The sequence below is a fragment of the Bacillus sp. FSL W8-0183 genome (assembly GCF_038006825.1).
Lineage (GTDB): Bacteria > Bacillota > Bacilli > Bacillales > Bacillaceae > Bacillus > Bacillus altitudinis.
Genome location: NZ_JBBOVY010000001.1, coordinates 3,259,034 through 3,285,591, shown reverse-complemented (window position 1 = coordinate 3,285,591; position 26,558 = coordinate 3,259,034). Strand labels below are relative to the sequence as shown.

30 protein-coding genes are annotated in these 26,558 nt (G+C 42.0%); 23 read left to right on the top strand and 7 right to left on the bottom strand.

Going from position 1 to position 26,558, the window contains the following annotated elements:
* Positions 1-10: 10 nt before the first annotated feature.
* Positions 11-1,453: a sigma-54 interaction domain-containing protein gene (locus tag NSQ64_RS17450; RefSeq protein WP_341017522.1), complete on the bottom strand. Its 1,443-nt coding sequence runs from the start codon at positions 1,451-1,453 to the stop codon at positions 11-13.
* A 209-nt stretch (positions 1,454-1,662) separates the two neighbouring features.
* Between NSQ64_RS17450 and NSQ64_RS17445 the strand changes: the two genes are divergently transcribed.
* The 13 genes from NSQ64_RS17445 (at position 1,663) to NSQ64_RS17385 (ending at position 14,693) form a co-directional block, all read left to right on the top strand.
* Entirely contained in the window at positions 1,663-2,856 is a 1,194-nt protein-coding gene (locus NSQ64_RS17445; protein ID WP_045034035.1) for an ornithine--oxo-acid transaminase, read from the top strand.
* A 137-nt stretch (positions 2,857-2,993) separates the two neighbouring features.
* A complete protein-coding gene (locus tag NSQ64_RS17440; RefSeq protein ID WP_047945706.1) occupies positions 2,994-4,379 on the top strand; it encodes an amino acid permease in 1,386 nt (461 codons plus the stop codon).
* A gap of 288 nt (positions 4,380-4,667) precedes the next feature.
* Complete coding sequence (locus NSQ64_RS17435) at positions 4,668-5,705, top strand: sugar-binding transcriptional regulator (protein ID WP_008347711.1); 1,038 nt, start codon at positions 4,668-4,670, stop codon at positions 5,703-5,705.
* A 31-nt stretch (positions 5,706-5,736) separates the two neighbouring features.
* Positions 5,737-6,744, top strand: a complete 1,008-nt coding sequence (gap, locus tag NSQ64_RS17430) for a type I glyceraldehyde-3-phosphate dehydrogenase (protein ID WP_007500174.1) — start codon at positions 5,737-5,739, stop codon at positions 6,742-6,744.
* A 213-nt stretch (positions 6,745-6,957) separates the two neighbouring features.
* Positions 6,958-8,142: a phosphoglycerate kinase gene (locus NSQ64_RS17425; RefSeq protein WP_017359212.1), complete on the top strand. Its 1,185-nt coding sequence runs from the start codon at positions 6,958-6,960 to the stop codon at positions 8,140-8,142.
* A 30-nt stretch (positions 8,143-8,172) separates the two neighbouring features.
* Positions 8,173-8,934, top strand: coding sequence for a triose-phosphate isomerase (gene tpiA, locus NSQ64_RS17420; RefSeq protein WP_017359213.1), 762 nt, complete (start codon positions 8,173-8,175; stop codon positions 8,932-8,934).
* Positions 8,927-10,462: a 2,3-bisphosphoglycerate-independent phosphoglycerate mutase gene (gene gpmI, locus NSQ64_RS17415; protein WP_017359214.1), complete on the top strand. Its 1,536-nt coding sequence runs from the start codon at positions 8,927-8,929 to the stop codon at positions 10,460-10,462. The genes tpiA and gpmI overlap by 8 nt, the downstream gene beginning before the upstream one ends.
* 30 nt (positions 10,463-10,492) lie before the next feature.
* The gene (eno, locus tag NSQ64_RS17410; RefSeq protein WP_003212752.1) at positions 10,493-11,785 is read left to right on the top strand and encodes a phosphopyruvate hydratase; all 1,293 of its coding nucleotides are present in this window, start codon (positions 10,493-10,495) and stop codon (positions 11,783-11,785) included.
* 277 nt (positions 11,786-12,062) lie between these two features.
* Positions 12,063-12,332: a hypothetical protein gene (locus NSQ64_RS17405; RefSeq protein ID WP_341017516.1), complete on the top strand. Its 270-nt coding sequence runs from the start codon at positions 12,063-12,065 to the stop codon at positions 12,330-12,332.
* 59 nt (positions 12,333-12,391) lie between these two features.
* Entirely contained in the window at positions 12,392-13,096 is a 705-nt protein-coding gene (locus NSQ64_RS17400; RefSeq protein ID WP_341017512.1) for an ABC transporter ATP-binding protein, read from the top strand.
* Between the two features lie 194 nt (positions 13,097-13,290).
* The gene (locus tag NSQ64_RS17395) at positions 13,291-14,163 is read left to right on the top strand and encodes a hypothetical protein (RefSeq protein WP_341017510.1); all 873 of its coding nucleotides are present in this window, start codon (positions 13,291-13,293) and stop codon (positions 14,161-14,163) included.
* Positions 14,163-14,411 (top strand): hypothetical protein, encoded by a 249-nt coding sequence (locus NSQ64_RS17390; protein ID WP_341017507.1) that lies wholly within the window; start codon positions 14,163-14,165, stop codon positions 14,409-14,411. Before NSQ64_RS17395 ends, NSQ64_RS17390 begins: the two co-directional genes overlap by 1 nt.
* The gene (locus NSQ64_RS17385; RefSeq protein ID WP_008347692.1) at positions 14,412-14,693 is read left to right on the top strand and encodes a hypothetical protein; all 282 of its coding nucleotides are present in this window, start codon (positions 14,412-14,414) and stop codon (positions 14,691-14,693) included.
* Between the two features lie 20 nt (positions 14,694-14,713).
* Here NSQ64_RS17385 and NSQ64_RS17380 read toward each other — a convergent pair whose 3' ends face one another.
* Entirely contained in the window at positions 14,714-15,178 is a 465-nt protein-coding gene (locus NSQ64_RS17380) for a GNAT family N-acetyltransferase (RefSeq protein WP_024719836.1), read from the bottom strand.
* A gap of 15 nt (positions 15,179-15,193) precedes the next feature.
* On the bottom strand, positions 15,194-15,658 hold the full coding sequence (locus NSQ64_RS17375; protein ID WP_144666068.1) for a hypothetical protein: 465 nt from the start codon (positions 15,656-15,658) through the stop codon (positions 15,194-15,196).
* Positions 15,659-15,776: 118 nt separating this feature from the next.
* Here NSQ64_RS17375 and NSQ64_RS17370 point away from each other — a divergent pair, with 118 nt between their 5' ends.
* A complete protein-coding gene (locus NSQ64_RS17370) occupies positions 15,777-16,412 on the top strand; it encodes a MarC family protein (protein WP_024719834.1) in 636 nt (211 codons plus the stop codon).
* Positions 16,413-16,467: 55 nt separating this feature from the next.
* On the opposite strand, the gene NSQ64_RS17365 is transcribed toward NSQ64_RS17370, so the two are convergent.
* Complete coding sequence (locus NSQ64_RS17365; protein ID WP_017359221.1) at positions 16,468-17,004, bottom strand: GbsR/MarR family transcriptional regulator; 537 nt, start codon at positions 17,002-17,004, stop codon at positions 16,468-16,470.
* A 269-nt stretch (positions 17,005-17,273) separates the two neighbouring features.
* Here NSQ64_RS17365 and NSQ64_RS17360 point away from each other — a divergent pair, with 269 nt between their 5' ends.
* Genes NSQ64_RS17360 through NSQ64_RS17345 form a run of 4 tightly spaced genes read left to right on the top strand, consistent with a single transcriptional unit; the run spans position 17,274 to position 20,731 of the window.
* Positions 17,274-18,422: a betaine/proline/choline family ABC transporter ATP-binding protein gene (locus NSQ64_RS17360; protein ID WP_135009680.1), complete on the top strand. Its 1,149-nt coding sequence runs from the start codon at positions 17,274-17,276 to the stop codon at positions 18,420-18,422.
* A 13-nt stretch (positions 18,423-18,435) separates the two neighbouring features.
* Complete coding sequence (locus tag NSQ64_RS17355) at positions 18,436-19,089, top strand: ABC transporter permease (protein WP_341017502.1); 654 nt, start codon at positions 18,436-18,438, stop codon at positions 19,087-19,089.
* 13 nt (positions 19,090-19,102) lie between these two features.
* Positions 19,103-20,020: an osmoprotectant ABC transporter substrate-binding protein gene (locus NSQ64_RS17350; RefSeq protein WP_144666065.1), complete on the top strand. Its 918-nt coding sequence runs from the start codon at positions 19,103-19,105 to the stop codon at positions 20,018-20,020.
* A gap of 21 nt (positions 20,021-20,041) precedes the next feature.
* Positions 20,042-20,731, top strand: a complete 690-nt coding sequence (locus NSQ64_RS17345; RefSeq protein ID WP_008347676.1) for an ABC transporter permease — start codon at positions 20,042-20,044, stop codon at positions 20,729-20,731.
* An 81-nt stretch (positions 20,732-20,812) separates the two neighbouring features.
* Here NSQ64_RS17345 and NSQ64_RS17340 read toward each other — a convergent pair whose 3' ends face one another.
* From NSQ64_RS17340 to NSQ64_RS17330, 3 genes are all read right to left on the bottom strand, one after another.
* Positions 20,813-21,133, bottom strand: a complete 321-nt coding sequence (locus NSQ64_RS17340) for a winged helix-turn-helix transcriptional regulator (RefSeq protein ID WP_007500199.1) — start codon at positions 21,131-21,133, stop codon at positions 20,813-20,815.
* An 82-nt stretch (positions 21,134-21,215) separates the two neighbouring features.
* Positions 21,216-21,617 carry a helix-turn-helix domain-containing protein gene (locus NSQ64_RS17335; RefSeq protein ID WP_008347673.1) on the bottom strand — a complete coding sequence of 134 codons (402 nt, stop codon included), beginning with the start codon at positions 21,615-21,617 and terminating at the stop codon, positions 21,216-21,218.
* A 130-nt stretch (positions 21,618-21,747) separates the two neighbouring features.
* Positions 21,748-22,152, bottom strand: a complete 405-nt coding sequence (locus tag NSQ64_RS17330) for a helix-turn-helix domain-containing protein (protein ID WP_007500204.1) — start codon at positions 22,150-22,152, stop codon at positions 21,748-21,750.
* A gap of 154 nt (positions 22,153-22,306) precedes the next feature.
* Here NSQ64_RS17330 and NSQ64_RS17325 point away from each other — a divergent pair, with 154 nt between their 5' ends.
* From NSQ64_RS17325 to rnr, 5 genes are all read left to right on the top strand, one after another.
* A complete protein-coding gene (locus NSQ64_RS17325) occupies positions 22,307-22,540 on the top strand; it encodes a helix-turn-helix domain-containing protein (RefSeq protein WP_008347669.1) in 234 nt (77 codons plus the stop codon).
* Positions 22,541-22,577: 37 nt separating this feature from the next.
* Positions 22,578-22,868, top strand: a complete 291-nt coding sequence (locus NSQ64_RS17320; protein ID WP_008347666.1) for an AbrB/MazE/SpoVT family DNA-binding domain-containing protein — start codon at positions 22,578-22,580, stop codon at positions 22,866-22,868.
* A 187-nt stretch (positions 22,869-23,055) separates the two neighbouring features.
* On the top strand, positions 23,056-23,289 hold the full coding sequence (gene secG / locus NSQ64_RS17315) for a preprotein translocase subunit SecG (RefSeq protein WP_003212746.1): 234 nt from the start codon (positions 23,056-23,058) through the stop codon (positions 23,287-23,289).
* A gap of 123 nt (positions 23,290-23,412) precedes the next feature.
* Complete coding sequence (locus NSQ64_RS17310; RefSeq protein WP_008347663.1) at positions 23,413-24,159, top strand: alpha/beta hydrolase; 747 nt, start codon at positions 23,413-23,415, stop codon at positions 24,157-24,159.
* 19 nt (positions 24,160-24,178) lie between these two features.
* Entirely contained in the window at positions 24,179-26,518 is a 2,340-nt protein-coding gene (gene rnr, locus NSQ64_RS17305) for a ribonuclease R (RefSeq protein ID WP_024719828.1), read from the top strand.
* Positions 26,519-26,558 lie beyond the last annotated feature (40 nt).

Genomic DNA, 26,558 nt, shown 5'->3' with positions numbered 1-26,558 from the left:
CACAGCTCTATTATTGAAGAGAAATATGCAATTTTTTCATTCGATATTGCAGACTTTGCCTGCTCATGCCCAATATCTTTGCAGTCTGTGAAATATTGTCGTCCATTTTATTTAAGTAATGGACGATGTATTGTTTTTCAAATCGTTCCATTTGGGTTTGGAAATCAGTTGTATGATCTGAGCTCGTGTAGACAAACGTATCAGTTGCAGCTGATAGATTAAGCGGACTCATCTGCATGTGTTCACTAGGACGTCCTTCTCCTTGCTTGAAACGGAAATGGTAAGGAAGGTGATGCATGCTTAAGTATGTTTCGTCCATCATCATATTCATTCCAGCCTCAATCACATGCTCCAGTTCTCTTACATTGCCCGGCCAATGATACGTTTGGAACAGGGCAAGTACCTCTTCATCAGCCGCCTTCACATTCATTTGAAACAGTTCATTATATTTTTGAATAAAATGCATGACAAATGTGGGGATGTCTTCTTTTCGCTCAGAGAGTGGCGGGATAAACAAGGTGACAATGCCAAGCCGGTAAAATAAATCCTTTCGCATCCGTCCACCTGCGATCGCATCCACAGGGTCCTCATTCATATTAGCAATCACTCTCACATCAATGGCGATTTCCTTTGTACTGCCTAACCTTCTTACACGTTTCTCTTGCAAGACGCGCAATAGTTTTGCTTGAAGAGCTGGGTGTAATGAGTTGATCTCATCTAAAAGCAGTGTACCTCCTTGTGCTTGTTCGAATAGACCGGGCTGATCTGTTGCCCCTGTAAAAGCCCCTTTTTGTGTTCCAAAAAGCATACTTTCAATGAGGTTATCAGGCAGTGCTGCACAATTCTGCGTAATAAATGGTCCAGATGAACGGCTGCTGCCATTATGAATGCTTTGTGCAAATAGCTCTTTCCCCGTCCCTGTCTCACCAACAATCAGCACATAAGAAGAGGTACGTGTGGCTCGTTTCGCATGTTCAATCACTTCTAAAAAGGCAGGACTCTCCCCAATGATTGAATCAAATGTAAAGCGTGTGTTTCCTTTTTTCTTCATATTGTGATGAATGAGCCGTTCCAGTTTCGTGACATCATTCGAAATTTCAACCGCCCCTTGAATCAAACCGTCTCGAACGAGCGGGTATGTATGGTTAATCGTTGTGATTTCTTTTCCATTGTAGTTGTGATACGTCTGCTTTGCATGAACCGTCTGTTTCCCGGTTCGCAGCGCTTGGACAAGTGTACTGTGCATCTCATCCTGAAACACAAAGAGGTCTAAGACATTTTTATAAAGGACATCAGAACGTTTTAAAGATTCGATCTCCATCATTTTTTTGTTATAAACAATGGTATTGCCATTTTCATCAATGGCGTGAACCCCAACATCAATTAAATCGAGCATTTGTTTATATAGATCAATCTCATTTTCGAGCTTTGCGGTATGCTGATCTTTTTTCACTTGCGCCACCTCCAGACATTACCTCTATTTTACATGAAAAATTTTGCGGTTTCCTCTAAAAAAATTTGCATATGCAAAATTATTTTGCGTTAAAGATGAGCACAATCCTAGATACAGAGCGATCACTAAGTTGGCATGATCCTTGCATAATATAAGAGTGAAGATGAACCCAATCAAAAGAGGCAAGCATATAGAAGGAGGAATACACGATGACACAGACAAAAGCATTGATTCATCAAACAGAACAATACGGTGCGGCGAACTATCATCCGTTGCCAATTGTGATTTCAGAGGCTGAGGGAGTGTGGGTGACTGATCCTGAGGGCAACCGCTACATGGATATGCTCAGTGCATATTCTGCAGTGAACCAAGGACATCGCCATCCCCGCATTATTGAAGCGCTTAAAACACAAGCTGACCGCGTGACACTTACATCAAGGGCCTTCCATAATGATCAGCTTGGTCCATGGTATGAGAAGATCTGCAAATTAACGAATAAAGAGATGGCATTGCCGATGAATACGGGTGCCGAGGCTGTGGAAACGGCGATAAAGGCAGCGAGACGATGGGGCTATGATGTCAAGGGAATCGAAGAGAATCGGGCAGAAATTATTGCATGTACCGGGAATTTTCATGGTCGTACAATGACGGCTGTGTCACTTTCTTCGGAAGCAGAATATCAAAGAGGTTTCGGTCCGATGCTTCCAGGCATAAAGCTCATCCCTTATGGAGATATTGAGGCGTTACGCGAAGCGATCACTCCGCAAACAGCGGCTTTTCTCTTTGAACCGATTCAAGGAGAAGCGGGCATTGTCATGCCGCCTGAGGGCTTTATAAAAGAGGCAAAAGCGATCTGTGAGAAAGAACATGTGTTATTGATCGCAGATGAAATTCAAGTGGGATTAGCGCGGACCGGCAAGATGTTTGCATGCGACTGGGAAGACATTGAGCCGGATATGCTGATTCTTGGTAAAGCACTTGGCGGTGGGGTATTCCCGATCTCATGTGTTGTCGCAAACCGTGATATTTTAGGTGTATTTAATCCAGGGTCTCACGGGTCTACCTTCGGCGGGAATCCTCTTGCGTGCGCAGTATCACTTGCTGCACTAGATGTTTTAATCGACGAGAAGCTTGCCGAGCGCTCACTGGAGCTTGGGCAATATTTCAAAGACAAACTATCACGCATTCAAAGTCCTGTGATTAAGGAAGTACGCGGGCGTGGACTATTTATTGGGATGGAACTGACTGAGGCAGCTAGACCTTATTGTGAGAAGCTCAAGCAAGCAGGGCTGTTATGCAAAGAAACCCATGAGACAGTGATTCGATTTGCACCGCCGCTTACCATTTCAAAAGAAGACTTGGATTGGGCAATTGCTCATATCCAAGCGTTATTTCAAGCATAAATGATCAAGGGAGAAGCCTTCAAATTCTCCCTTTCTCTTTCAATGAACGGCGAATTTTGTCAAAGGTTGATGAATAGAAGAGTGAAAGTGGGGAAGCGGATTTGAAGCCAGAACAGCATAATGAACTAGAGCGTTCCATGAAAAGCAGACATCTTTTTATGATTGCCTTAGGCGGGGTTATCGGAACAGGCCTTTTCCTTGGGTCAGGACTCATTATTCATCAAGCAGGCCCAGGGGGAGCCATTCTTTCGTTTATCATCGGCGGGTTGCTCATGTATTTGGTCATGCTCTGTCTCGGTGAATTAGCAGTGGCGATGCCGACAGCTGGTTCCTTTCAAGAGTATGCCACGAAGTATATTGGTCCATCCACGGGCTTTATGATCGGCTGGCTCTATTGGTTTAGCTGGGCATGTACGATCGGACTTGAATTTACATCAGCAGGGATTCTACTCCAAAGGTGGTTTCCTGATATCCCAGTTTGGCTTTGGTGTCTTGCCTTTAGCGTCATCTTATTTGCCATCAATGCCATCTCAGCTCGCAGCTTTGCTGAAACCGAGTTTTGGTTTTCAGCCATCAAGGTTGCTGCGATCTTATTGTTTATTATCATTGGAATTGGCGCAATTTTCGGAATGATTCATTTGAAAGGTGGGGAACCTGCCCCCCTATTTCGCCATTTGACGGATCATGGCGGACTTTTTCCTAATGGTGTTTTTGCGATTTTATTAACCATGGTCACAGTCAATTTCTCCTTTCAAGGAACAGAGCTTGTAGGGATTGCAGCAGGGGAGAGTGAAAATCCAGAAAAAACACTCCCACGCTCTATTCGGAATATTATTTGGCGGACGATGGTCTTTTTTGTTTTATCGATTGCGGTTCTTGCAGCGCTTCTGCCATGGCAGACCGCCGGCGCGGTGGATAGTCCGTTTGTTGTGGTGTTGGACAAGGTCGGCATACCATACGCTGCAGATATCATGAATTTTATTATCATTACAGCCGTCTTATCTGTAGCGAACTCTGGATTATATGCATCATCACGTATGCTTTGGGCGCTTTCAAAAGACGGGAAAGGACCTGTTTTCACGAAAAAATTATCCAAACGTAAAATCCCGATCAATGCCTTATTGGTGACAATGGGTGTATCCGCTCTATCACTGCTCACGAGTGTTGTAGCACCAAAAACGGTATATGTCTGGCTCATATCCATTTCGGGTATGGTGCTTGTCGTGGTTTGGATGTCGATTTGTTTATCCCAATACTTCTTTAGGAGACAATTCATAAAAGAGGGCGGAGATGTAAAGGATCTTGTCTTCCGAACGCCTTTTTATCCATTTGTGCCATTAGCAGGCTTTATCGCATTTGGCATTGTTCTTATCAGTTTATTCTTTATTGAGGATCAGCGGATTGGTCTTTATTGCGGAGTTCCATTTATGGCCGCCTGCTACATCATTTACTACCTCAAGATTAAACCGAAGGAAGATGCGAAACGGTTTAATGAAGAGAAAGAAACGATACCGAAAACATAAGCAGGCGGCTTTTGACCGCCTGCACCTTTTCAAAGACAAATGCATTCAATATAGAAGAAAATAAATAGTTTGAAAAAAATAAAATAGCGGAAAGCTAGATGACAAGCAGGTTATCGGTCAAAATGTGTCTATTTTTTGTCTAAATGTGTTTGTAAGAGTTGAAAATGCAAGATTATCCTGTTAAAATAATTAAAGAAAGCAGGGATTGATTTTTTTTGGCTGTGGCGGGACGTTTTTTGTCACAGTGGGACGTTTTTAGTCCAACGTGAAAAGAAAGGGTCGTTAGCCATGAATCGTTTATTGGAAGCTCAAAAAAAATTATTACCAGATCTTCTCACAGTTATGCAAAAGCGCTACGACATTTTGCAGTACATCAGATTAGCTGAACCAATTGGTCGTAGAAGTCTTGCGACAAGTCTTGGTCTCAGTGAACGTATCTTAAGAGCTGAAGTTCAGTTCTTAAAGGAACAAAATCTGCTGGATGTCAAAACGAGCGGTATGATGCTGACGACTGAAGGTCATGCTTTGCTTGAAATGCTTGAAGGAATGATGAAGGACGTTTTAGGTTTAACCTTTTTGGAAAATACATTAAAGAGGAAATTAGGCCTGGAAGAAGTCATCATTGTTTCTGGTGACAGCGATGAATCCCCGTGGGTGAAGCAAGAAATGGGAAGAGCTGCTGTCCAATGTATGAAAAAAAGGTTTACTGGAAATAATATCGTCGCCGTCACTGGCGGAACGACGATGGAAGCTGTTGCCGAAATGATGACCCCTGATGCCAAAAATCGCGACATGATGTTTGTCCCTGCGAGAGGCGGTCTTGGGGAGAATGTAAAAAATCAGGCAAACACCATTTGTGCCCACATGGCTGAAAAAGCTTCCGGTACTTACAAACTGCTGTTTGTTCCAGGACAGCTGTCAGAAGGTGCTTACTCTTCCATTATTGAAGAGCCGTCTGTCAAAGAAGTGCTTCAAACGATTAAATCATCCACGATGCTTATTCATGGAATCGGTGAAGCAAAAACAATGGCGATGAGACGAAACACACCCGCTGAAGATTTAAAAAAGATTGATGAGCATGACGCAGTGACAGAGGCTTTTGGCTATTACTTTAATCGTGATGGCGAGGTCGTCCACAAAGTGCACTCCGTCGGCATGCAGCTAGATGATTTAGAAAGCATTCCACACATCATTGCTGTTGCAGGTGGATCATCAAAGGCTGGGGCCATTGAAGCTTATTTCAAAAAACCCCGCCGAACGGTTCTCGTCACAGACGAAGGAGCCGCAAAAGAGTTATTAAGGGAGTCAATAGATCCCTCAATATAAAACATTGTGACCTATAAAAGGAGGAAACATCATGGCAGTAAAAGTCGGTATTAACGGATTTGGACGTATTGGACGTAACGTATTTCGTGCAGCATTAAACAATCCTGAAGTTGAGGTAGTAGCGGTTAACGATCTAACAGACGCTAACATGCTTGCACACCTTTTACAATATGACTCTGTTCACGGAAAACTAGATGCAGAGGTTTCTGTAGACGGTACGAACTTAGTAGTGAACGGTAAAACAATCGAAGTATCAGCTGAGCGTGACCCTGCGAAATTAAGCTGGGGTAAACAAGGCGTAGAAATCGTTGTTGAATCTACTGGATTCTTCACAAAACGTGCAGACGCTGCTAAACACTTAGAAGCTGGCGCTAAAAAAGTCATCATCTCTGCTCCTGCTAACGAAGAAGATATCACAATCGTTATGGGTGTAAACGAAGACAAATACGATGCAGCTAGCCACGATGTCATCTCTAATGCATCTTGTACAACAAACTGCTTAGCTCCATTTGCAAAAGTACTTAACGATAAATTTGGTATCAAACGCGGTATGATGACAACTGTTCACTCATACACAAATGACCAACAAATTCTTGATCTTCCGCACAAAGACTACCGTCGTGCTCGTGCAGCTGCGGAAAACATCATCCCAACTTCTACAGGTGCTGCGAAAGCTGTTTCACTTGTATTGCCTGAACTTAAAGGTAAATTAAACGGTGGCGCTATGCGTGTTCCAACACCTAACGTTTCTTTAGTTGATCTTGTTGCTGAATTAAATCAAGATGTGACAGCTGAAGACGTAAATGCAGCACTTAAAGAAGCGGCTGAAGGAGAACTTAAAGGAATCCTAGGCTACAGCGAAGAGCCATTAGTATCTGGTGACTACAATGGTAATGCAAACTCTTCAACAATCGATGCTCTTTCTACAATGGTAATGGAAGGCAGCATGGTGAAAGTCATTTCTTGGTACGATAACGAGAGTGGATATTCTCACCGCGTTGTTGACCTTGCAGCTTACATTGCAAAACAAGGTCTTTAATTTCTCACACTGAAGGAACTCACTTGGTTCTTTCCTAGAGACACGATATAATGAAGACGGACAAGGGAAGGGGAAGCATCCCTTTCCCTTTTTCTCTGTATTTATCCGTTCTGCACGATTTCTCGTTTTGATGAGGGCAAAATGGGAAAAGGATAAAGAGAGACTTGTCCAATGCGTAAGGAAACCAGAATAAAGGAGGATCTCCTGACGAGCATGAATAAGAAATCAGTAAAAGACATTGACGTAAAAGGTAAAGTTGTGTTCTGCCGCGTAGATTTTAACGTTCCAATGAAGGACGGAAAAGTGACGGATGATACTCGTATTCGCGCAGCATTACCAACGATTGAGTATTTAACAGGACAAGGCGCAAAGGTACTACTAGCTAGTCATTTGGGTCGTCCTAAAGGTCAAGTTACTGAAGAACTGCGTCTGACACCTGTAGCAAAACGTCTGCAAGAGCTTCTTGGACAAGAAGTGAAAAAAGCAGATGAAGCTTACGGCGACAACGTGAAAAAGCAAATCTCTGACTTAAAAGAAGGAGATGTGCTAGTGCTTGAAAACGTTCGTTTCTATCCTGGTGAAGAAAAGAACGATCCTGAATTATCAAAAGCGTTTGCTGATTTAGCCGATGTGTATGTCAATGATGCGTTTGGTGCTGCACACCGTGCACATGCATCCACAGCTGGTATTGCAGCGTATCTTCCGGCTGTTTCAGGCTTCCTCATGCAAAAAGAGCTTGAGGTTCTAGGAAAAGCCATTTCAAACCCTGATCGCCCATTTACAGCGATTATCGGTGGCGCAAAAGTAAAGGATAAGATCGGTGTGATTGAAAGTCTTCTTGATAAAGTGGACAACCTGATCATCGGCGGCGGACTTGCTTATACATTTGTCAAAGCACTTGGCCACGAAGTAGGGAAATCTCTATTAGAAGAAGACAAAGTAGATTTAGCGAAATCCTTTATGGACCGTGCAAAAGAAAAAGGCGTGAACTTCCTGATTCCAACAGATGTTCTGGTAGCCGACGACTTTTCAAATGATGCGAATACAAGCATTGTGCCAATCTCTGAAATTCCAAGTGATCTAGAAGCACTTGATATTGGAACAGAGACAAGAGAGAAGTATGCTGATGTCATTAAAAACAGCAAACTTGTTGTCTGGAACGGACCAATGGGTGTATTTGAAATCGATGCATTCGCTAAAGGAACAAAAGCAATCGCAGAAGCACTGGCAGAAGCAAAAGATACATATTCTGTCATTGGCGGTGGAGATTCAGCAGCAGCTGTTGAGAAATTTGGTCTTGCCGATCAGATGAGCCATATTTCTACAGGCGGCGGCGCTTCACTTGAATTTATGGAAGGCAAAGAACTTCCAGGTGTGACTGCATTAAACGATAAATAAGACCAAAACTGCTATAAGGAAGTGTCAATCATGAGAAAACCAATTATAGCTGGGAACTGGAAGATGAACAAAACACTTGGTGAAGCTGTAAGCTTCGTTGAAGAAGTCAAGTCATCTATTCCATCTCCTGACAAAGTGGAATCTATTGTCTGTGCACCAGCCCTTTTCCTAGAAAAGCTGAACAGCCTTTCTAACGGAACAGACCTTAAAATTGGTGCGCAAAACATGCACTTTGAAGAAAACGGTGCATTCACTGGTGAAATCAGCCCTGCTGCGCTTAAAGATCTTGGCATCGGCTACTCAGTGATCGGTCATTCAGAGCGCCGCGAATTCTTCGCTGAAACAGATGAAACAGTGAACAAAAAAGCACATGCTGCATTCAAGCATGGCATCGTTCCAATCATCTGTGTAGGTGAAACGCTTGAAGAGCGTGAAGCAGGCAAAACAAACGAACTTGTCGCTGATCAAGTGAAGAAAGCACTAGCTGGTTTAACGAAGCAGCAAGTCGCTGAATCTGTGATTGCCTATGAGCCAATCTGGGCGATCGGTACAGGTAAATCTTCTACAGCAAAAGATGCAAACGATGTTTGTGCGCACATTCGCCAAACGGTTGCAAGCGAATTTGGTCAAGAAGCGGCAGACAGCCTTCGCATTCAGTATGGCGGAAGCGTGAAACCTGCGAATATTAAAGAATATATGGCAGAATCCGATATTGACGGTGCTTTGGTAGGCGGCGCAAGCTTAGAACCTCAGTCTTTCGTTCAATTATTGGAGGAAGGTCAATATGAGTAAGAAACCAGCTGCATTAATCATCTTAGATGGATTCGGTTTAAGAGGCGAAACAGTCGGTAACGCTGTTGCCCAAGCAAAGAAACCGAACTTCGACCGCTACTGGAACGAATTCCCGCATCAAACCTTAACGGCTTCAGGTGAGGCAGTGGGTCTCCCAGAAGGTCAAATGGGGAACTCTGAAGTTGGGCATTTGAACATCGGTGCAGGACGCATCGTGTACCAAAGCTTAACAAGAGTGAATGTTGCCATTCGTGATGGGGAATTTGAGAAAAACGAAACGTTCCTAGATGCAATGACTTATGCAAAAGAAAATGACAAGGCCCTTCATCTATTCGGTCTCTTGTCAGACGGCGGTGTGCATAGCCACATCCAGCATCTTTTTGCCTTGCTGAAACTAGCGAAAAAAGAAGGCTTAACAAAAGTATACATTCACGGCTTCTTAGACGGACGTGATGTTGGTCAGAAGACAGCGAAAGTGTACTTAAAGCAGCTTGAAGAACAAATCAAAGAAATCGGTGTCGGAGAAGTCGCAACACTTTCTGGACGCTATTACTCAATGGACCGTGACAAGCGCTGGGATCGTGTGGAGAAAGCATATCGCGCGATGGCGTATGGTGAAGGCCCAAGTTATCAAAACATCTATGATGTCGTTGATGACTCCTATGAAAATGGAATCTACGATGAGTTCGTTATTCCATCTGTCATTACGAGAGAAAATGGTGAGCCGGTAGCAAAAGTAAACGACGGTGACTCTGTGATTTTCTATAACTTCCGTCCAGACCGTGCGATTCAAATTTCAAACACATTCACAAATGAAGATTTCCGCTCGTTTGACCGCGGAGAAGCACATCCGAAGGATTTACACTTCGTCTGCTTCACACACTTCAGTGAAACGGTAGATGGCTATGTGGCTTTCAAACCAGTGAATTTGGATAACACAGTAGGAGAAGTACTTTCTCAAAATGGATTGAAGCAGCTGCGGATTGCTGAAACAGAGAAATATCCTCACGTGACGTTCTTTATGAGCGGTGGGCGTGAAGAAGAATTTCCTGGAGAAGACCGCATCTTAATCAATTCACCAGATGTCGCAACCTATGACCTCAAGCCAGAAATGAGCGCTTATGAGGTAAAGGATGCACTTGTTGCAGACATCAATGCGGACAAGCATGATGCGATCATTCTGAACTTTGCTAACCCAGATATGGTGGGTCATTCAGGTATGCTTGAGCCAACAATCAAAGCCATTGAAGCAGTAGATGAGTGCTTAGGAGCTGTAGTCGACGCAATCCTAGCAAAAGGCGGACATGCCATCATCACGGCAGACCACGGTAACGCAGACGTGCTCATTACCGAAGAAGGAAAGCCGCATACTGCACATACGACAAACCCTGTTCCAGTCATCGTAACGAAAAAAGGGGCGACGCTTAGAGAAGGCGGCATTTTAGCCGATCTATCTCCAACGCTTTTAGACTTACTTGGTCTTGAAAAACCAAAAGAGATGACAGGAACATCATTGATTCAAAAATAACAAATTGATTCAAAAGGAGAGAAATTAAACATGCCATACATTGTTGACGTATATGCACGCGAAGTATTAGACTCTCGCGGTAACCCAACAGTTGAAGTAGAAGTTTACACAGAATCTGGCGGCTTTGGCCGTGCGCTTGTTCCAAGTGGTGCTTCTACTGGTGAATATGAAGCAGTAGAACTACGTGACGGAGACAAAGACCGTTACCTTGGAAAAGGTGTTCTGACAGCTGTAAACAACGTAAACGAAATCATTGCACCAGAGCTTTTAGGCTTTGATGTCACTGAACAAGTAGCAATTGACAAAATGTTAATCGAGCTTGACGGAACTGAAAACAAAGGGAAATTAGGCGCAAACGCAATCCTTGGCGTATCTATCGCTGTAGCACGTGCGGCTGCTGATTTCTTACAAATTCCACTTTACCAATACCTTGGTGGATTCAACTCCAAAACGCTTCCAGTACCGATGATGAACATCGTCAACGGCGGAGAGCATGCGGATAACAACGTAGACATTCAAGAATTCATGATTATGCCTGTAGGTGCACCGAACTTCCGTGAAGCACTTCGCATGGGCGCTCAAATCTTCCATAGCCTGAAATCTGTATTAAGCGCGAAAGGCTTAAACACAGCTGTAGGTGACGAAGGTGGATTCGCTCCAAACCTTGGTTCTAACGAAGAAGCACTTCAAACAATCGTAGAAGCGATTGAAAAAGCTGGTTTCAAACCAGGTGAAGAAGTGAAACTTGCGATGGATGCTGCATCTTCTGAGTTCTATAACAAAGAAGACGGTAAATATCATTTATCAGGCGAAGGTGTTGTGAAAACATCTGCTGAAATGGTTGACTGGTATGAAGATATGGTATCGAAATACCCAATCATCTCGATCGAAGACGGCCTTGATGAAAACGACTGGGAAGGTCACAAACTATTAACTGAGCGTCTTGGCAGCAAGGTTCAGCTAGTAGGAGACGACTTGTTCGTAACAAATACGAAGAAGCTTTCTGAAGGAATCAAAAACGGCGTTGGTAACTCAATCCTCATCAAAGTAAACCAAATCGGTACATTAACTGAAACATTTGATGCAATCGAAATGGCGAAACGTGCAGGCTATACAGCTGTTATCTCTCACCGTTCTGGTGAAACAGAAGACAGCACAATTGCAGACATTGCAGTTGCAACAAACGCTGGACAAATCAAAACAGGTGCTCCGTCTCGTACGGACCGTGTGGCGAAATACAACCAATTACTTCGCATCGAAGATCAATTGGCTGAAACAGCTCAATACCACGGCATTGCTACATTCTACAACTTGAATAAGTAATGTAAAGCAACGCGCTGCGTGCGCTCTTTTGAAAAGAGCGTATCGCAGCGCTTTTTTTTGTTGAAATAAAGATGCAAAGCTGGCTCAAGCGAATTAGCTCTGCTTCCTTTGTCATATCCTATTTTTGTAAAAAATCATCCTTCAGTCAGAGGAGAAACGATGAGCTTGACGATTTATAAGCATTAAATCATGAAAACTCTACTAAAAATATGATCTGAATTGAACTTATGCTATTTGCATGGGGGGTATCATTTTACATATATTAGGGGGTGATGAGATGCTGAATCCTTTTAGCCTTCGTTTACCAGTAGGCGTGTACATGTATGTCCTTCACCTACTGGCGGCATATGATGAAAGGAAGCAACGAATTCTAACTTCTAAGAACGTACAGAAAAATGCATTTTGGATTTATGTCCTTGCCGCTATTTTAGGCATTGTGACAGTTGCCGCTTTGATTTGGGCATGCAAAACATTTGGAAAAGGCTCGAAATTTTTAGGAGAGTTCAAGTTTTTAGGCCTGTATATTAAAATCAAATGCGGCTTCTAACAAATGGTGAGAACAGATGCGGGGTCATCTGTTCTATCTGAAATAAATGGAGGGACATGATGCTGACATTACACTTAACAGAAAAAACGTATAGCCGCACCTTTTCTCTCCGCGATATTCAGTTAAATGTAGAGAAAGGACGTATGCTTCTGCTTTTGGGGCATAATGGTGCAGGAAAGACCACGATGATTCAGCCTATGTTTGGCCTGACACCATTTACGGGTTTTGTCTCTTTGCATGGTAAACAGCTGAATTTTCAATCCTCAGCACATATCTCCTTTTTGAAAGAACATGTTTCCTATATTCCTGATGATCATGCTTTGTTTGATTATTTAACGCCGAGAGAATATTTTCATTTACTCCAGCTTCCAGACAAACGAAATGGACCTCGAGAAGAGGCCTTCGTCGATCTTTTTGAGCTGAAACCTTATATGGATCAGCCAATTGCCCAGTTGTCTCATGGCAATCAAAAGAAAACCCAAATCATTTCACAGCTCCTTAGGCCTTGTGATTATTATGTATTCGACGAGCCTACAAATGGACTTGATCCAGATATGATGATCATCTTAAAAAAGGTGCTCATGAAGCTGAGAGATCAAGGTGCAGGCATTCTCATTTCTACCCATCATTTGGGCTTTGGCGAGACATTGTATGATCACCTCATGACCTTAAGAAACGGTGATATCAAGCTGGATATGTCACGTCAAGAAACAAACAAAACATTCCCTCATCAAAAGCACTTGAGGATATTTATAAAGAAGTGAATCAAGATTACTATATGCAGGTGGAGAGGTTGCTCAATGACTTGGACACGACACGTTCTTCATAAAATAGAATGGGGCATGCTCACAACTAAAATCAAGCAGCTCGGCAAAAAATATCCTTTGCAGCTTCTCGCCGCAGCCGTTTTTATGTTGCTGATCTACTCCATATACGTTGTCATGAGCCTCGTTTTTTTATGCAAGTAGGGGAGAACGAACCAGTTGCTTTATACCTTCAATTTGTGAAAATGACCCTGCTGCTTTTGGGAGCAGGTATTGTCTTTTCCCGTCATAAAATGAAGCGTCAAGAGTATCAGTTCTTCTTTTTGAATAGTGCGATGCAAAGTGTCTCATTTGTCCTTTGTGTGTATTTCTTTCCGGTGCTGTTTTGTTTCATCATGCTTGGTCTGCTTTTTTTACCCATCCTATTAGGGCTGATCATTAGCGGCGTTACACTATCTTTGTATTGGATCATTGTGGTAGGGATCACTTGCTGTGGATTGGCACTCTATACGCTTGCTTCTTGGATGCTGATACGCATTGGTGTGAGCCATTTTATATCAAAAACAAAAGAGCATTTACTGTTGCAAACGCTCGGATTTGTGACGCTTGGTGCTTTCGTGTTTCTCCTTTTTCAAAAAGCGGTTGAGATGATTCACGTATGGCCGTCTATCTATCTTGTATTTATGATGATCTTTCTATGTGCAGGGTGGTTTTGGCTGAAGGGCTTGGCGGCTTGTTATGTCAATCGGATGTTTTTGCAGCTAAAGGTAGAGGTGAAGTCGTTTTCTTACCAAAAAATCAGATCGGATTCTTCATTTTTCACACATCTGCGGCAGGAGCTTGTTTATTTTAGCCGATCAGCTGTGTTTAAAGAACAAGGTATTTTGTTCCTGTTTCTTGTCTGTTTCACAATAGGTCTTCCATTGATCTTTACTCCGGCAGAGACTGACTGGCTGTTTGCTTTTATTGTGCAGTTTGCCTTAAAGGAGATCCTTATTATGCTTCCTCTGATGATTGGCAGGGAATATCATCTCCAAAAAAAAAACCCATCTTTGATTTTGTGGTGATGATCGATTGGAAGCACGTGTCGATTGTCCATGAGAAATTTTCACGGCCGGGTTTTAATGTGATGGTGGCACTTGCAGGTCCTGTGTTTCCAGTGATCTGCTCGGGTGTGCTTTTCTTCATGTGGGGGCATCCATTGACGCATCCATTGCTGCTTTTTTCTTTATTAAATACAGTGATGCTGCATCCAGCTTGCCCAGACGGGAAAAATGTCATCGCCAGTTTAAAAGAGATGAAAGGAGAGAACTAAATGGTTAAAGTATTTCATTCGTTTTCTAGCGGCTTAACGCTTGCGATGCTTTATGTGTTTGCTGTGTTTATGACGCCAGTATTTTTAATGTTGCTAGAGGTTCATCATGTTGAATCAAGTCCAACTCTCTTTGGTATGCCATTTTATATCATGAAAATTGAACAGTATCAATTCAGCTCAGAGGCAACGCTCTTTGGGTGCGTGGTCTGTTTTTTAGCGGGTGCCGCTCTCTACTTCTTGATTCAATATGTGATTCATGCAGTGAAAAAGAGCAGAACATAAAAAAAGCAGGCTGAATGAAGTCAGTCTGCTTGAAGAACGAGTGACAACCGCACCATATCCATACATTGAATACCGTTCTCATAAATCGGTTCATCATAGTGCTTCAGAAAGAAATCGTGGTCGATAGACGCCATGCGAAAACCGCATTTTTGATAAAGGGCGAGCTGCTGAATACTAGAGTTGCCTGTGCCAATTTCAATTGTATGAAAGCCAGCTGCCTGGGCTTCTGAAATAGCATGGCGGATCAGCTGCTTCCCAATTCCTCTACCTTGCCATGACTCCTTCACGGCGACATTCATGATTTCCACTGTCTGCTGAGACAGAGGCGTCAGAACATACACACCAATCATGTCCTGTTTATGAAAAGCAACATAACAAGAACCAGATTGTACATAGGCAAGGACTTTTTCAGTTGAAGGGTCAGCTAATAGTAAAAGATCCATAGGAACAGATTGATCATGAGACAATGGCCGAATCTGTATCAAATCATTTCATCCTCTCTATTCTTTGATATACCCTTGTTTAACACCCCAATCATATTGATCCTGCACCCATTGAGAAGGAGGATGATGGGTGACATTTGGGTCTTTTTTGACAGTTGCTTTCCTTGTCGTTTGTGCTGCCTGCTTATTCGCTTGAGCCGTTGCTTTCGCTGCTGCCAGTTCTTTTTGAAGCTGGTCTATTTTCAATTCAAGCGCTTTACGTTGTTTGATTTCTTTTTGATGCGCCTTCTTTTCTTTCTTCAGCTTGTTTGTGACGGTGGACAATTCCTTTTTTTGACCATCCATTTCATCTTTCATATCCGTTCCTTCTGACTTTAATTGTGTCAGCTGCTCATCATTCTTTCTCATTTCTTGCTGGTGTTTATTCTCTGCTGCGGTGAGCGACTGCTGCTGCCACACAATCCAGCCAGTTGCACCTAGGATGATCACAGACAAGACAATGATCGTGATGTTTTTTTTCATGTTCTATTCCCCTTTCATTAGACCTCTATTATCATCGGTTAAAATAAACCAGGTTTTAACAGAACAAGGGAATATTCGCATCAGATTAGCAGACACTATGAAAAAAGGAGGGTGTCTGTTGATTTCCTTTATGATTCATGTCATTGTGTCACTATTTGCTGTCTCAAACCCCATTGGAAACGTGCCTCTTTTCATCACTTTAACAGAAGGCTACTCAGAAAAAGAACGATCCCAGACGGCCAAAAAAGCGATTGTTGTGTCTTTTATGATTTTGATTGCCTTTCTTTTGGCAGGCAGGCTCATTTTCAAATTGTTTGGCATTGATATCCATGCACTCCGTATCGCCGGAGGTATTTTTATTTTTGGTATCGCTTACAATTTGCTAAATGCAAAAGAATCACATGTTCAAAACCCTCATTCGGATGAAAAGGCAGAAAGCAAGGAGAAGGCTGATGTTTCGGTGACCCCACTCGCCATTCCGATCATTGCAGGACCTGGTACAATTGCGACCGTCATGAGCTTAACCCCAGGAAGCCACCAAGTAACGCTTCATCTGCTTGCAATTCTTATTGGCATTGTGGTCGTACTTGCCATGACCTATTATGCATTTCATTATTCAAGTTTCATTATGCGAAAAATGGGGAAAACAGAGATGAATGTCGTGACACGATTAATGGGATTGATTCTAGCTGTTGTGGCAGTTGAGATGATTGGTGCAGGGATCAAAGGGATGTTCCCAATGCTGATGTCATAAGTGTATATAAAAAAGCTGTTTTTTTCTACAAAATTGTAAAATAGAACAGCTTTTTTTAAGGTTTTGGCACATGTTGAAATACTTCTTCACTTTCAAAGAACTCAATTAAACGGCTAATCCAGTCATAATAATCGAGACTTTCCTTGATTTCTGAAAGAAGAAGATTGATTTTATCTACTGTTTCTTCTGGCAGGTCATCTTGTTCAAGCAGCTCCAGCAATTCCTTGCATGTCTTCTTATGTGCCTTGCGATTTTTGCTGACAACACGTGACCAATTGGCTGCAAACAATGAAATAAAGGTTTGATATTGATCTTGCTCAACGTCATATAAATCTTTGCGTATTCCTTTTTCATAAACCTTTTCAGCAATATTCAAATCAAGCATTTCTCGAACGACTTGACTCATTCTTGTTTTGCTCATGCCGGTCGCCTCTGAGAGCTCACCGAGCGTCATTGGTTTACGGTTCATATGAATGATACCAAGCACTCTACCCACTGTGGCAGAAAGACCAAAGGCATTCATGTTCTCGGCAGCTTTTTCAATATAATGATCCTGTGCTTTTTGAATGGCGCCTAACGCTTGCTTGTCCATTCCCCGCTTCATCCCTTCACGACTGACAATTTGTAACACAATATATCATATACCTGTTTGTTGATGAAAACAATAAATATTGAGTATTTGCTCGTAAGTTGGAGGAAAAAGGAGGGATCGGTACATATCAGGCCGTTAACTGAAAATTTTAAATAAATCTTATGCAATACAAACACATCGTAAACTTTTTATTTTATAAAGTTTGCACTATAATAAATAAGGTGTAAATTTTCTGAAAATATATATCCGACTAATTGGAGGTGTCTCATTTGCTGAAACTAGAGAATGTATCTAAGACGTATAAAGGCGGAAAAAAAGCTGTCAAAAATATTGATTTAGAAATAGCAAAAGGAGAATTTATTTGTTTTATTGGACCGAGTGGCTGTGGTAAAACGACAACCATGAAGATGATTAACCGACTGATTGAACCTTCCTCAGGAAACATATTCATCGAGGGAGAAAACATTATGAAAAAAGATCCAGTCCAATTAAGAAGAGAAATTGGTTATGTGATTCAGCAAATTGGACTGTTCCCTCATATGACCATCGCACAAAACATTTCCCTTGTGCCGAAGCTGCTGAAGTGGCCGGAAGAAAAACGAAAAGAACGAGCGCGTGAATTGCTCAAACTCGTCGACATGGGGCCGGAATACTTAGAGCGTTACCCGCATGAACTCAGTGGAGGACAGCAGCAGCGTATCGGCGTTCTTCGCGCACTCGCAGCAGAACCCCCTTTAATCCTGATGGATGAACCATTTGGAGCACTTGACCCAATTACAAGAGATTCATTGCAGGAAGAATTTAAGAAACTGCAAAAAACGTTAAATAAAACAATCGTATTTGTCACACATGACATGGATGAAGCGATTAAACTTGCAGACCGCATTGTCATTTTAAAAGATGGAGAGATTGTCCAAGTGGGCACGCCTGATGATATTTTACGTAATCCTGCGAACGAATTCGTAGAAGAATTCATCGGGAAAGAACGTCTACTTCAGTCAAACCCGAATATGGAACGTGTGGAACAAATGATGAACACGTCCCCAGTCACAATTACCGTCGAAAAAACATTGACAGATGCCATCTTTATTATGAGAGAAAAGCGGGTTGATTCTCTGCTTGTCGTTGATGAAAATCATGTGCTGAAAGGCTATATCGACATTGAAACCATCGATGCAAACCGCAGAAAAGCAGCCTTCGTTGGCGATATTTTAAATACAGAATTTTATACAGTACAAGAAGGTGCACTTCTTAGAGATACTGTCCGAAAGATCTTAATACGCGGCATTAAATATGTACCGGTTGTCGATGCAAAAGGGCACTTAAAAGGCATCGTCACACGTGCAAGTCTTGTAGATGTCGTATATGACTCTATTTGGGGAGAAGATACCCCGGAGGCTGTCACTGAAATGAACTAAGGGAGGTGTACACATGGATCAAATCATCGATTTTCTTGAGAAAAATGGTGGGGAACTCCTCACAAAAATGTGGGAGCATTTATACATTTCTTTAATTGCCGTTGTGTTAGGCATTATCGTGGCCGTTCCTTTAGGCGTCATTCTTACACGAATGAAAAGAGGCGCCGGTTTTGTCATCGGCGTCGTGAATATCTTTCAAACACTCCCTAGTTTAGCGATTCTTGCATTTTTTATTCCTATTTTGGGAGTTGGAAAAATACCTGCGATCGTTGCGCTATTTTTCTATTCCGTTTTGCCTATTTTAAGAAATACGTATGCCGGTGTTCAAGGTGTGAACAAAAACTTGCTTGAATCTGGAAAAGGAATTGGCATGACGACATGGGAACAAATTCGTCTTGTTGAACTGCCGCTTGCTGCTCCGGTCATTATGGCAGGTGTCAGAACCTCAACGATTTATTTAATTGGGTGGACAACACTTGCTGCTTTTATCGGTGGAGGCGGTCTTGGTGACTACATTTTAATTGGGCTTCAGCTTTACCAGCCGGAATACATTATTGCGGGTGCAATCCCTGTCACTATTTTAGCGGTCATCATTGACCTTACATTGATGAAGCTTGAGAAAAAAGTAACACCAGAAGGCTTAAAAGGATTGAAGGAAGTTTCATAAGGAGTTGGCTCATGTGAAGAATCGAAAAACAAAATGGATCAGTGCACTGCTTGTCGGATGCTTGCTATTCATAAGTGGCTGTTCACTTCCTGGACTAGCCGGCTCTTCAGGGAGCACGCTGCGAATCGGTGCACAAAACTTTACAGAATCAGAAATTATGGCCTATATGGTGGGAGACATCATTGAGCATTACACAGATAAAAAGACAACCATTGTGAAGAATTTAGGCTCAAATACGGTGCAGCAAAAAGCAATGGAAAACGGTGATGTCGACATTTCAGCAACACGATATACAGGCACGGATTTAACAAGTACGCTAGGAATGGATGCAGAAAAAGATCCAAAGCGTGCAATGGAAATCGTCCAGAAAGAATTCAAAAAACGCTATGATTACAAATGGTTTGATTCCTATGGGTTTGATAATACGTATGCCTTTGCTGTGACGCAGAAGATGGCGAAGGAAAACAACCTAGAAACAGTCTCTGATTTAAAAAAGAATGCCAAAAATTATCGCTTCGGTGTGGATAATATTTGGCTGAAAAAGAAAGGTGACGGTTACGAAGGGTTTGTGAAAACATACGGAATTGAATTTGGAAGCACTTTTCCGATGCAGATCGGGCTAGTCTATGACGCATTGAAAAATGAAAAAATGGATATTGTGCTTGCCTATTCAACAGATGGCCGGATCAAAGCGTATAATCTCAAAATCTTAAAAGATGATAAACGATTCTTCCCACCATACGATGCATCACCAGTTGTCCCTGAGAAAGTATTAAAAGAAAATCCAGGACTGGACAAGGTGATCAACAGGTTGATTGGAAAAATCGATACCGAACAAATGCAAGAGCTCAATTATCAAGTCGATGGAGAACTAAAAGAACCAGCGACTGTTGCGAGAGATTTTCTAAAGAAACACAATTACTTTGAGTAAGATTGGGAGGTGTCAGAGCTGATGGACACACTGCAGCAATTATGGGCGTATTATCAACAGAACGGTTCATATGTGTTAGAAGAATTTTACCGGCATTTCCTCATGTCAGCGTATGGGGTATTGTTTGCGGCAATTGTCGGAATACCAGTCGGCATCTTTGTGGCGCATTACCGCAAACTGAGCAATTGGGTGTTCGCAATAACCAATGTCATTCAAACCATTCCAGCGTTAGCGATGCTTTCTGTGTTGATGCTTGTATTAGGACTTGGTGCAAATACAGTCATCTTATCACTCTTTTTATATTCGCTTCTGCCGATTATCCGTAACACGTACACAGGTATTGTCAGCATTGAGCATGCCTATTTAGAATCGGGGAAAGCGATGGGCATGACGAAATGGCAAGTGCTGAGAATGGTTGAATTACCGCTTGCTTTATCTGTCATTATGGCTGGTTTAAGAACCGCACTTGTGATCGCAATCGGTATTACAGCGATTGGGACATTTGTTGGTGCTGGAGGACTTGGTGATATTATCATCAGAGGATCAAACGCGACAAACGGAACAGCCATTATTTTAGCAGGTGCTATTCCAACTGCGCTCATGGCCATTATTGCCGACCTTGTCATGGGCTGGCTTGAACGCTATTTAAGCCCAACCAACAAGAAAAAAGAAAGCAAGGCATTAGCTGAAAAAAACATGACATCCGCATAAATGCTTGAAAAGACAAAACCTCCTCTACATCTGTAGGGGAGGTTTTTTTATCATGATTAGGCGGCTCACATCAGGAGACATTTATGATTCAAGTGTGATCCATTCAGAGGACCACTTCGCAATTTCCTCAAAAACGGGTGCAAGTGAGCGCCCCATATCAGTTAATGAATACTCAATACGCACGGGTGTTTCAGCAAAAACCTCCCGTTTTACAATGCCTGCTGCTTCCAGCTCTTTTAATCTCTCAGATAAAACCCTTCCGCTTAAATTGGTCAGAGCTGCTTCAATTTCACTAAAGCGCTGTGAACCTGAGAGAAGCTGAAAAACAATCAGTGCCACCCAGCGTTTACTTAATAACTCAACTGCTTTTTCAAACCGCGGGCACATATCAGATTGATTCATCTTTCTTCACTCCAATCTGAACCCATTATACCGTAATTCTGTTAAAAATCGGCGCAAAAAGCTTGTCAATGATCAAAACATTTTACGATGACGAACGGCTGTTTAGTAGAAATAACAAATAGCGATTTAAATCCTCTATTTCATGTTTAGAAAGGGTGGACCATATGTCCCCATTAAATATTTCAAGATCATCAAGTTCATATTGCTCTGCTGCTTCTTTTATTTGGGTAAAAGCCGTTTCTTCTTCCTTTATGACATAGGCAGAAGATGCTTCTTCAATATACCCTGCAGCCTGCATCATGTCCTCATAAGGTACCTTTAATGCACCTGCTAGTTTTTTAATTGTAGGAGGTTTCGGAATGCCGCGTTTCCCGTTTTCAATCCGAGAAATACCAGCAGCGCTGACCTCTGAATACATCGCTAATTGGTTCACCGATAGTTTCCTTTTCTCACGTAATGCTCTTAAATATGCACCGAAGTTCATCAACTCAAAACCTCACATGGTTAAAGATTAGTTATCTCTAGTGTACTCGATTTGTTGACTATTGGCAATAAGTGTACCATGAAAATATTGACATTAGTTAATGGTGGATGTATCTTATGTTTATGCCCCGCTATTTGTTCGCCTTTTTTTGGTTAATGAGCGTGAGAAAGTATTGATTCAGCTGGCTGATGTCTTGTGCGGTGAGTGTTTCCCATTGGTCTCCATCGAAAATAGGGAGATGTTCTACATCCTTTTGAAGCGCCGTTTGATAGATTTTTAATATGGATTCATATTTCGGTTTCATTTCATGCACTTTTTCCTGTTCAATATAACCGGCAAGCAGCATTAAATCCTCATAAGGCACCTTCAAAGCGCGTGCTAATTTTTTTATGGTTAAAGGCTTTGGCACACCACGCTTTCCATTCTCAATCCGAGAAATACCGGCAGCGCTTACGCCTGAATACATGGCGAGTTGATTGACAGACATCTTTCTATTCTCTCTTAAAATGCGTAATTGTTCACCAAAGTGATTCATGTCATCGAACCTCACATTTCAGTATATGACTTATTTTAGTATGATCATTGACCAAAGGAAATAGAAAGGGCGTAAAAGTGTTGACATAAGTTAATGAATCCGAGAGATGTGAGAATCCTACATGTTGTACATATTGATCCTATAGGAGGTTGTAATGATGGTCGAAAAGATTCAGATCAGGCGGGCTTTTGTGATGCAGTATATGATCGAAAACGATATGTCTTTAAATCAGCTCGCAGATGAAATTGGCATCTCTCCTGCCACACTCAGCAGGGTATTGAATGGTCACCGGAAGCCAGGACAGCTTGTCATTGGCAAAATGATTCATTACTTTGATAAAAAATTTGAAGATTTATTTTACTATGAAGATGTTGACAAAAGTCAATGAATGAAATCATTGTTTGATCATTAAGGAGGCGGCTTCATTGAAAAGAACTGGAATGGTAAGACACATCGATTCGCTTGGCAGAATTGTTCTGCCTTCAGAAATGCGAAAGGTACTCAATATAAAAGAAGAGCAGCTGTTAGAAATTTTCATCGAAGATCAAACCATTATGCTGAAAAAATATGATGCAGATAAGAGCTGCTTATTAACTGGCCAAATAACGAAATACAACAAAAGCTATGGAAATGGTAACGTCGTGCTGAGTCCTGAAGGAGCTGAAAGGTTGTTAGTAGAATTAAAACAGCTCTTAAAAGAAGAAGCAACTCGCTAAAAACGCTTTTTAACCTCAAAAATTGCATATAAAAAATGCTGCATACAATCCATTGGAGCGAAATTGAATCAAAATGACATATAAAGTCGACAATATATAGGAAATCTTTATTTTGATGTTTCGTGACATGCACCTTGTTTTCATGTAAAATAAAGTTATGTGTACCAGTTTGTCTGGAGGTGTTTTCATGCACGCATTTGTTATCACATTACTCGTAATTGTCAGTATCGCACTTATCATCGTTGTATTATTACAATCAAGTAAAAGTGCAGGACTGTCAGGCGCTATTTCAGGTGGAGCCGAGCAGCTTTTCGGTAAGCAAAAAGCGAGAGGTCTTGACTTGATTCTTCACCGATTAACTGTCATTTTGTCAGTGCTTTTCTTCATCTTAACACTTGCATTGGCATATTTAGGCGTGTAGGCGCGAGTAACAGAAGGTCTGATCTTTTTTCAGACCTTTTTTTATTATCAGCACTCTTTTGTGTTTGTTTCATACATACAAGTGGAAAATATAAACCATATCAGAAGGAAAGGAAGTCACATCATGAAAGTTGTTACACCAAAACCATTTACGTTTAAAGGTGGAGAAAAGGCGGTGCTTCTTCTTCACGGTTTTACTGGGAATACAGCCGATGTTCGCATGCTTGGGCGTTATTTGAATGAAAGAGGCTATACATGCCATGCACCTCAATACAAAGGACACGGTGTACCGCCAGAGGAGCTTGTTCATACAGGTCCTACAGATTGGTGGAAAGATGTAGAAGAAGGCTATCAATTTTTAAAAGACGAAGGTTATGAGGAAATTGCGGTCTGCGGACTATCCCTCGGAGGAGTTTTTTCATTGAAATTAGGTTACACTGTACCTGTAAAGGGAATTGTACCTATGTGTGCACCTATGTACATAAAAAGTGAAGAAGTCATGTACCAGGGTGTACTAGATTATGCCCGTAACTATAAAAAATTCGAGGGTAAGTCAGAGGATCAAATTGAGCAAGAGATGGAAGAGTTCAAGAAAACACCAATGGGTACACTCAAGGCTCTTCAAGAACTCATTGCAGATGTCAGAAACAATGTTGACATGATTTATTCACCTACTTTTGTTGTTCAGGCACGTCATGATCATATGATTAATACAGACAGTGCAAACATTATTTATAACGAAGTAGAGACAGATGAAAAACATTTAAAGTGGTATGAAGAATCGGGCCATGTTATCACGCTTGATAAAGAGCGGGAGAAGGTTCATCAGGATGTATATGCATTCTTAGAATCACTCGATTGGTCAATTTAAATATATAGGGGGTTAGAGTGTGCAAAAAGAAGAATTTATGGATGAATTACTTGCGTTTATGCAAGAAGAGGCGTACAAACCATTAACGGTACAGGAATTAGAAGTCATGATGGAAATTACCAATCCAGATGATTATAAAGAGCTCGTCAAAGCACTTGTGATATTAGAGGATCAGGGGCTTATCGTCCGTACCCGCAGCGACCGCTATGGTGTACCGGAAAAAATGAACTTGGTCAAAGGAAAGCTGTCTGCTCATGCAAAAGGATTTGCATTTGTGACACCAGAAGAGTTTGGACAGGATGATATTTTCATTCCGCCAAATGAGCTAGGCACAGCAATGAATGGTGACACCGTCATGGTTCGTGTCAGCCACAAATCAAATGGCACCAAAAAAGAAGGAACGGTCATCCGTATTCTGGAGCGTAATACTCAGACGGTTGTCGGTACCTATACAGAAACGAAAAGCTTTGGTTTTGTCATTCCTGATGATAAAAAAATCACAAACGATATCTTCATTCCAAAATCCGCTAAAAACGGAGCGGTTGAAGGTCATAAAGTCGTTGTCACGCTGACAAGCTATCCAGAAGGAAGAATGAGCGCAGAGGGTGAAGTGACGGAAATTCTCGGTCACAAAAATGACCCTGGCATCGATATTTTATCGATTATTCATAAACACGGTCTACCAGGTGAGTTTCCGGAAGAAGCGCTCCAGCAGGCAGTAGACACACCTGAAACGATCGATGAAAAAGACTTAGAGGGCAGGCGTGATCTGCGCAATGAAACGATCGTGACGATTGACGGTGCAGATGCAAAGGACTTAGATGATGCGGTAACCGTGCAAAAGCTCGATGATGGCAAATATAAGCTCGGCGTGCACATTGCAGACGTTTCTCATTATGTTACAGAGAATTCGCCGATTGATCAGGAAGCCTATGAGCGCGGAACGAGTGTGTATCTTGTAGACCGCGTTATTCCAATGATTCCTCATCGCCTGTCAAATGGCATTTGCTCATTGAATCCGAAGGTTGATCGTCTCACACTCTCTTGTGAAATGATCATTGATCGTAGTGGGAAAGTCGTCAAACACGAAATTTTCCAAAGTGTGATCAAAACGACGGAAAGAATGACCTATTCCGATGTGAATAAGATTTTAGTTGACCAAGATGAAGAGCTTTTAGACAAATACGAGCCGTTAGTACCAATGTTCCAAGAGATGGAGAAGCTTGCAGAAATTCTGCGTGACAAGCGAATGGAGCGCGGAGCAGTCGACTTTGACTTCAAGGAAGCAAAAGTACTTGTAGATGATGAAGGCGCAGCGAAAGACGTAGTCATTCGTGAGCGTTCTGTTGCAGAGAAATTAATTGAAGAATTCATGCTGGTGGCAAACGAAACAGTTGCCGAGCATTTCCACTGGATGAATGTTCCGTTCATTTACCGAATTCACGAAGAACCAAATCCTGAGAAGCTTCAGCGCTTTTTAGAGTTCGTGACGACGTTTGGTTACATTGTGAAAGGGACGTCAACGAACATTCACCCGCGTGCACTTCAAAGTGTACTTGATGCCGTCCGTGATCAGCCGGAAGAAGTCGTGATTCAAACTGTGATGCTTCGCTCAATGAAACAGGCGAAGTATGATCCAGAAAGCATTGGCCATTTTGGATTATCAACGGAATTCTATACACACTTCACATCACCGATCCGCCGTTACCCGGATTTAATCGTGCATAGGCTGATCAGAACCTATTTAATAGAGAAAAAGACAGACGAAGCGACCCTTGAAAAATGGGGTCAATTGCTGCCAGAAATCGCAGATCATGCATCTACAATGGAGCGCCGCTCTGTTGATGCTGAGCGCGAAACAGATGACCTGAAAAAGGCAGAGTATATGCTTGATAAAATCGGTGAAGAGTTTGATGGTATGATTAGTTCCGTCACGAATTTCGGACTATTCGTTGAACTGCCGAATACGATAGAAGGTCTTGTCCATGTGAGCTACATGACTGACGACTACTATCGTTTTGATGAACAGCACTTTGCTATGATCGGTGAACGTACAGGGAATGTATATCGCATCGGTGACGAAATTACTGTCAAAGTGGTGAGTGTGAATAAAGATGAGCATTCCATTGATTTTGAAATCGTCGGGATGAAAGGCACTCGCCGTAAATCACCAAAAGACTTCAAGTTCAAAAAACGGACAGATCCACCCGCCAAAAAAGGACGCGGAGGTCAAAAGGCCTCTGGGGAAAAAGGCAAAGAGGATAAAGGCGGCGACTGGTTTACAGGTCGTAAAAAGAAGAAAAAGAAAAAACGCGTTTTTGATAACGCACCGAAACAAAAGCGCAAAAAGAAAAAGTAACGTGACAAAAAGCAAATAGGGCACCATGCTCTATTTGCTT

Excerpts from the sequence above, each read along its gene's own strand:
- NSQ64_RS17390 (WP_341017507.1), top strand. The coding sequence starts at position 14,163 with ATGATCGATTGGAAGCACGTGTCGATTGTCCATGAGAAATTTTCACGG.
- NSQ64_RS17405 (WP_341017516.1), top strand. The coding sequence starts at position 12,063 with ATGCTGAATCCTTTTAGCCTTCGTTTACCAGTAGGCGTGTACATGTAT.
- tpiA (WP_017359213.1), top strand. The coding sequence starts at position 8,173 with ATGAGAAAACCAATTATAGCTGGGAACTGGAAGATGAACAAAACACTT.
- NSQ64_RS17355 (WP_341017502.1), top strand. The coding sequence starts at position 18,436 with ATGGATCAAATCATCGATTTTCTTGAGAAAAATGGTGGGGAACTCCTC.
- NSQ64_RS17440 (WP_047945706.1), top strand. The coding sequence starts at position 2,994 with ATGAAAAGCAGACATCTTTTTATGATTGCCTTAGGCGGGGTTATCGGA.
- NSQ64_RS17310 (WP_008347663.1), top strand. The coding sequence starts at position 23,413 with ATGAAAGTTGTTACACCAAAACCATTTACGTTTAAAGGTGGAGAAAAG.
- NSQ64_RS17330 (WP_007500204.1), bottom strand. The coding sequence starts at position 22,152 with ATGAATCACTTTGGTGAACAATTACGCATTTTAAGAGAGAATAGAAAG.
- NSQ64_RS17385 (WP_008347692.1), top strand. The coding sequence starts at position 14,412 with ATGGTTAAAGTATTTCATTCGTTTTCTAGCGGCTTAACGCTTGCGATG.
- NSQ64_RS17445 (WP_045034035.1), top strand. The coding sequence starts at position 1,663 with ATGACACAGACAAAAGCATTGATTCATCAAACAGAACAATACGGTGCG.
- NSQ64_RS17340 (WP_007500199.1), bottom strand. The coding sequence starts at position 21,133 with ATGAATCAATCTGATATGTGCCCGCGGTTTGAAAAAGCAGTTGAGTTA.
- NSQ64_RS17435 (WP_008347711.1), top strand. The coding sequence starts at position 4,668 with ATGAATCGTTTATTGGAAGCTCAAAAAAAATTATTACCAGATCTTCTC.
- NSQ64_RS17335 (WP_008347673.1), bottom strand. The coding sequence starts at position 21,617 with ATGAACTTCGGTGCATATTTAAGAGCATTACGTGAGAAAAGGAAACTA.
- eno (WP_003212752.1), top strand. The coding sequence starts at position 10,493 with ATGCCATACATTGTTGACGTATATGCACGCGAAGTATTAGACTCTCGC.
- gpmI (WP_017359214.1), top strand. The coding sequence starts at position 8,927 with ATGAGTAAGAAACCAGCTGCATTAATCATCTTAGATGGATTCGGTTTA.
- secG (WP_003212746.1), top strand. The coding sequence starts at position 23,056 with ATGCACGCATTTGTTATCACATTACTCGTAATTGTCAGTATCGCACTT.
- NSQ64_RS17425 (WP_017359212.1), top strand. The coding sequence starts at position 6,958 with ATGAATAAGAAATCAGTAAAAGACATTGACGTAAAAGGTAAAGTTGTG.
- NSQ64_RS17345 (WP_008347676.1), top strand. The coding sequence starts at position 20,042 with ATGGACACACTGCAGCAATTATGGGCGTATTATCAACAGAACGGTTCA.
- NSQ64_RS17375 (WP_144666068.1), bottom strand. The coding sequence starts at position 15,658 with ATGAAAAAAAACATCACGATCATTGTCTTGTCTGTGATCATCCTAGGT.
- NSQ64_RS17400 (WP_341017512.1), top strand. The coding sequence starts at position 12,392 with ATGCTGACATTACACTTAACAGAAAAAACGTATAGCCGCACCTTTTCT.
- NSQ64_RS17325 (WP_008347669.1), top strand. The coding sequence starts at position 22,307 with ATGATGGTCGAAAAGATTCAGATCAGGCGGGCTTTTGTGATGCAGTAT.
- NSQ64_RS17365 (WP_017359221.1), bottom strand. The coding sequence starts at position 17,004 with ATGGACAAGCAAGCGTTAGGCGCCATTCAAAAAGCACAGGATCATTAT.
- gap (WP_007500174.1), top strand. The coding sequence starts at position 5,737 with ATGGCAGTAAAAGTCGGTATTAACGGATTTGGACGTATTGGACGTAAC.
- NSQ64_RS17395 (WP_341017510.1), top strand. The coding sequence starts at position 13,291 with ATGCAAGTAGGGGAGAACGAACCAGTTGCTTTATACCTTCAATTTGTG.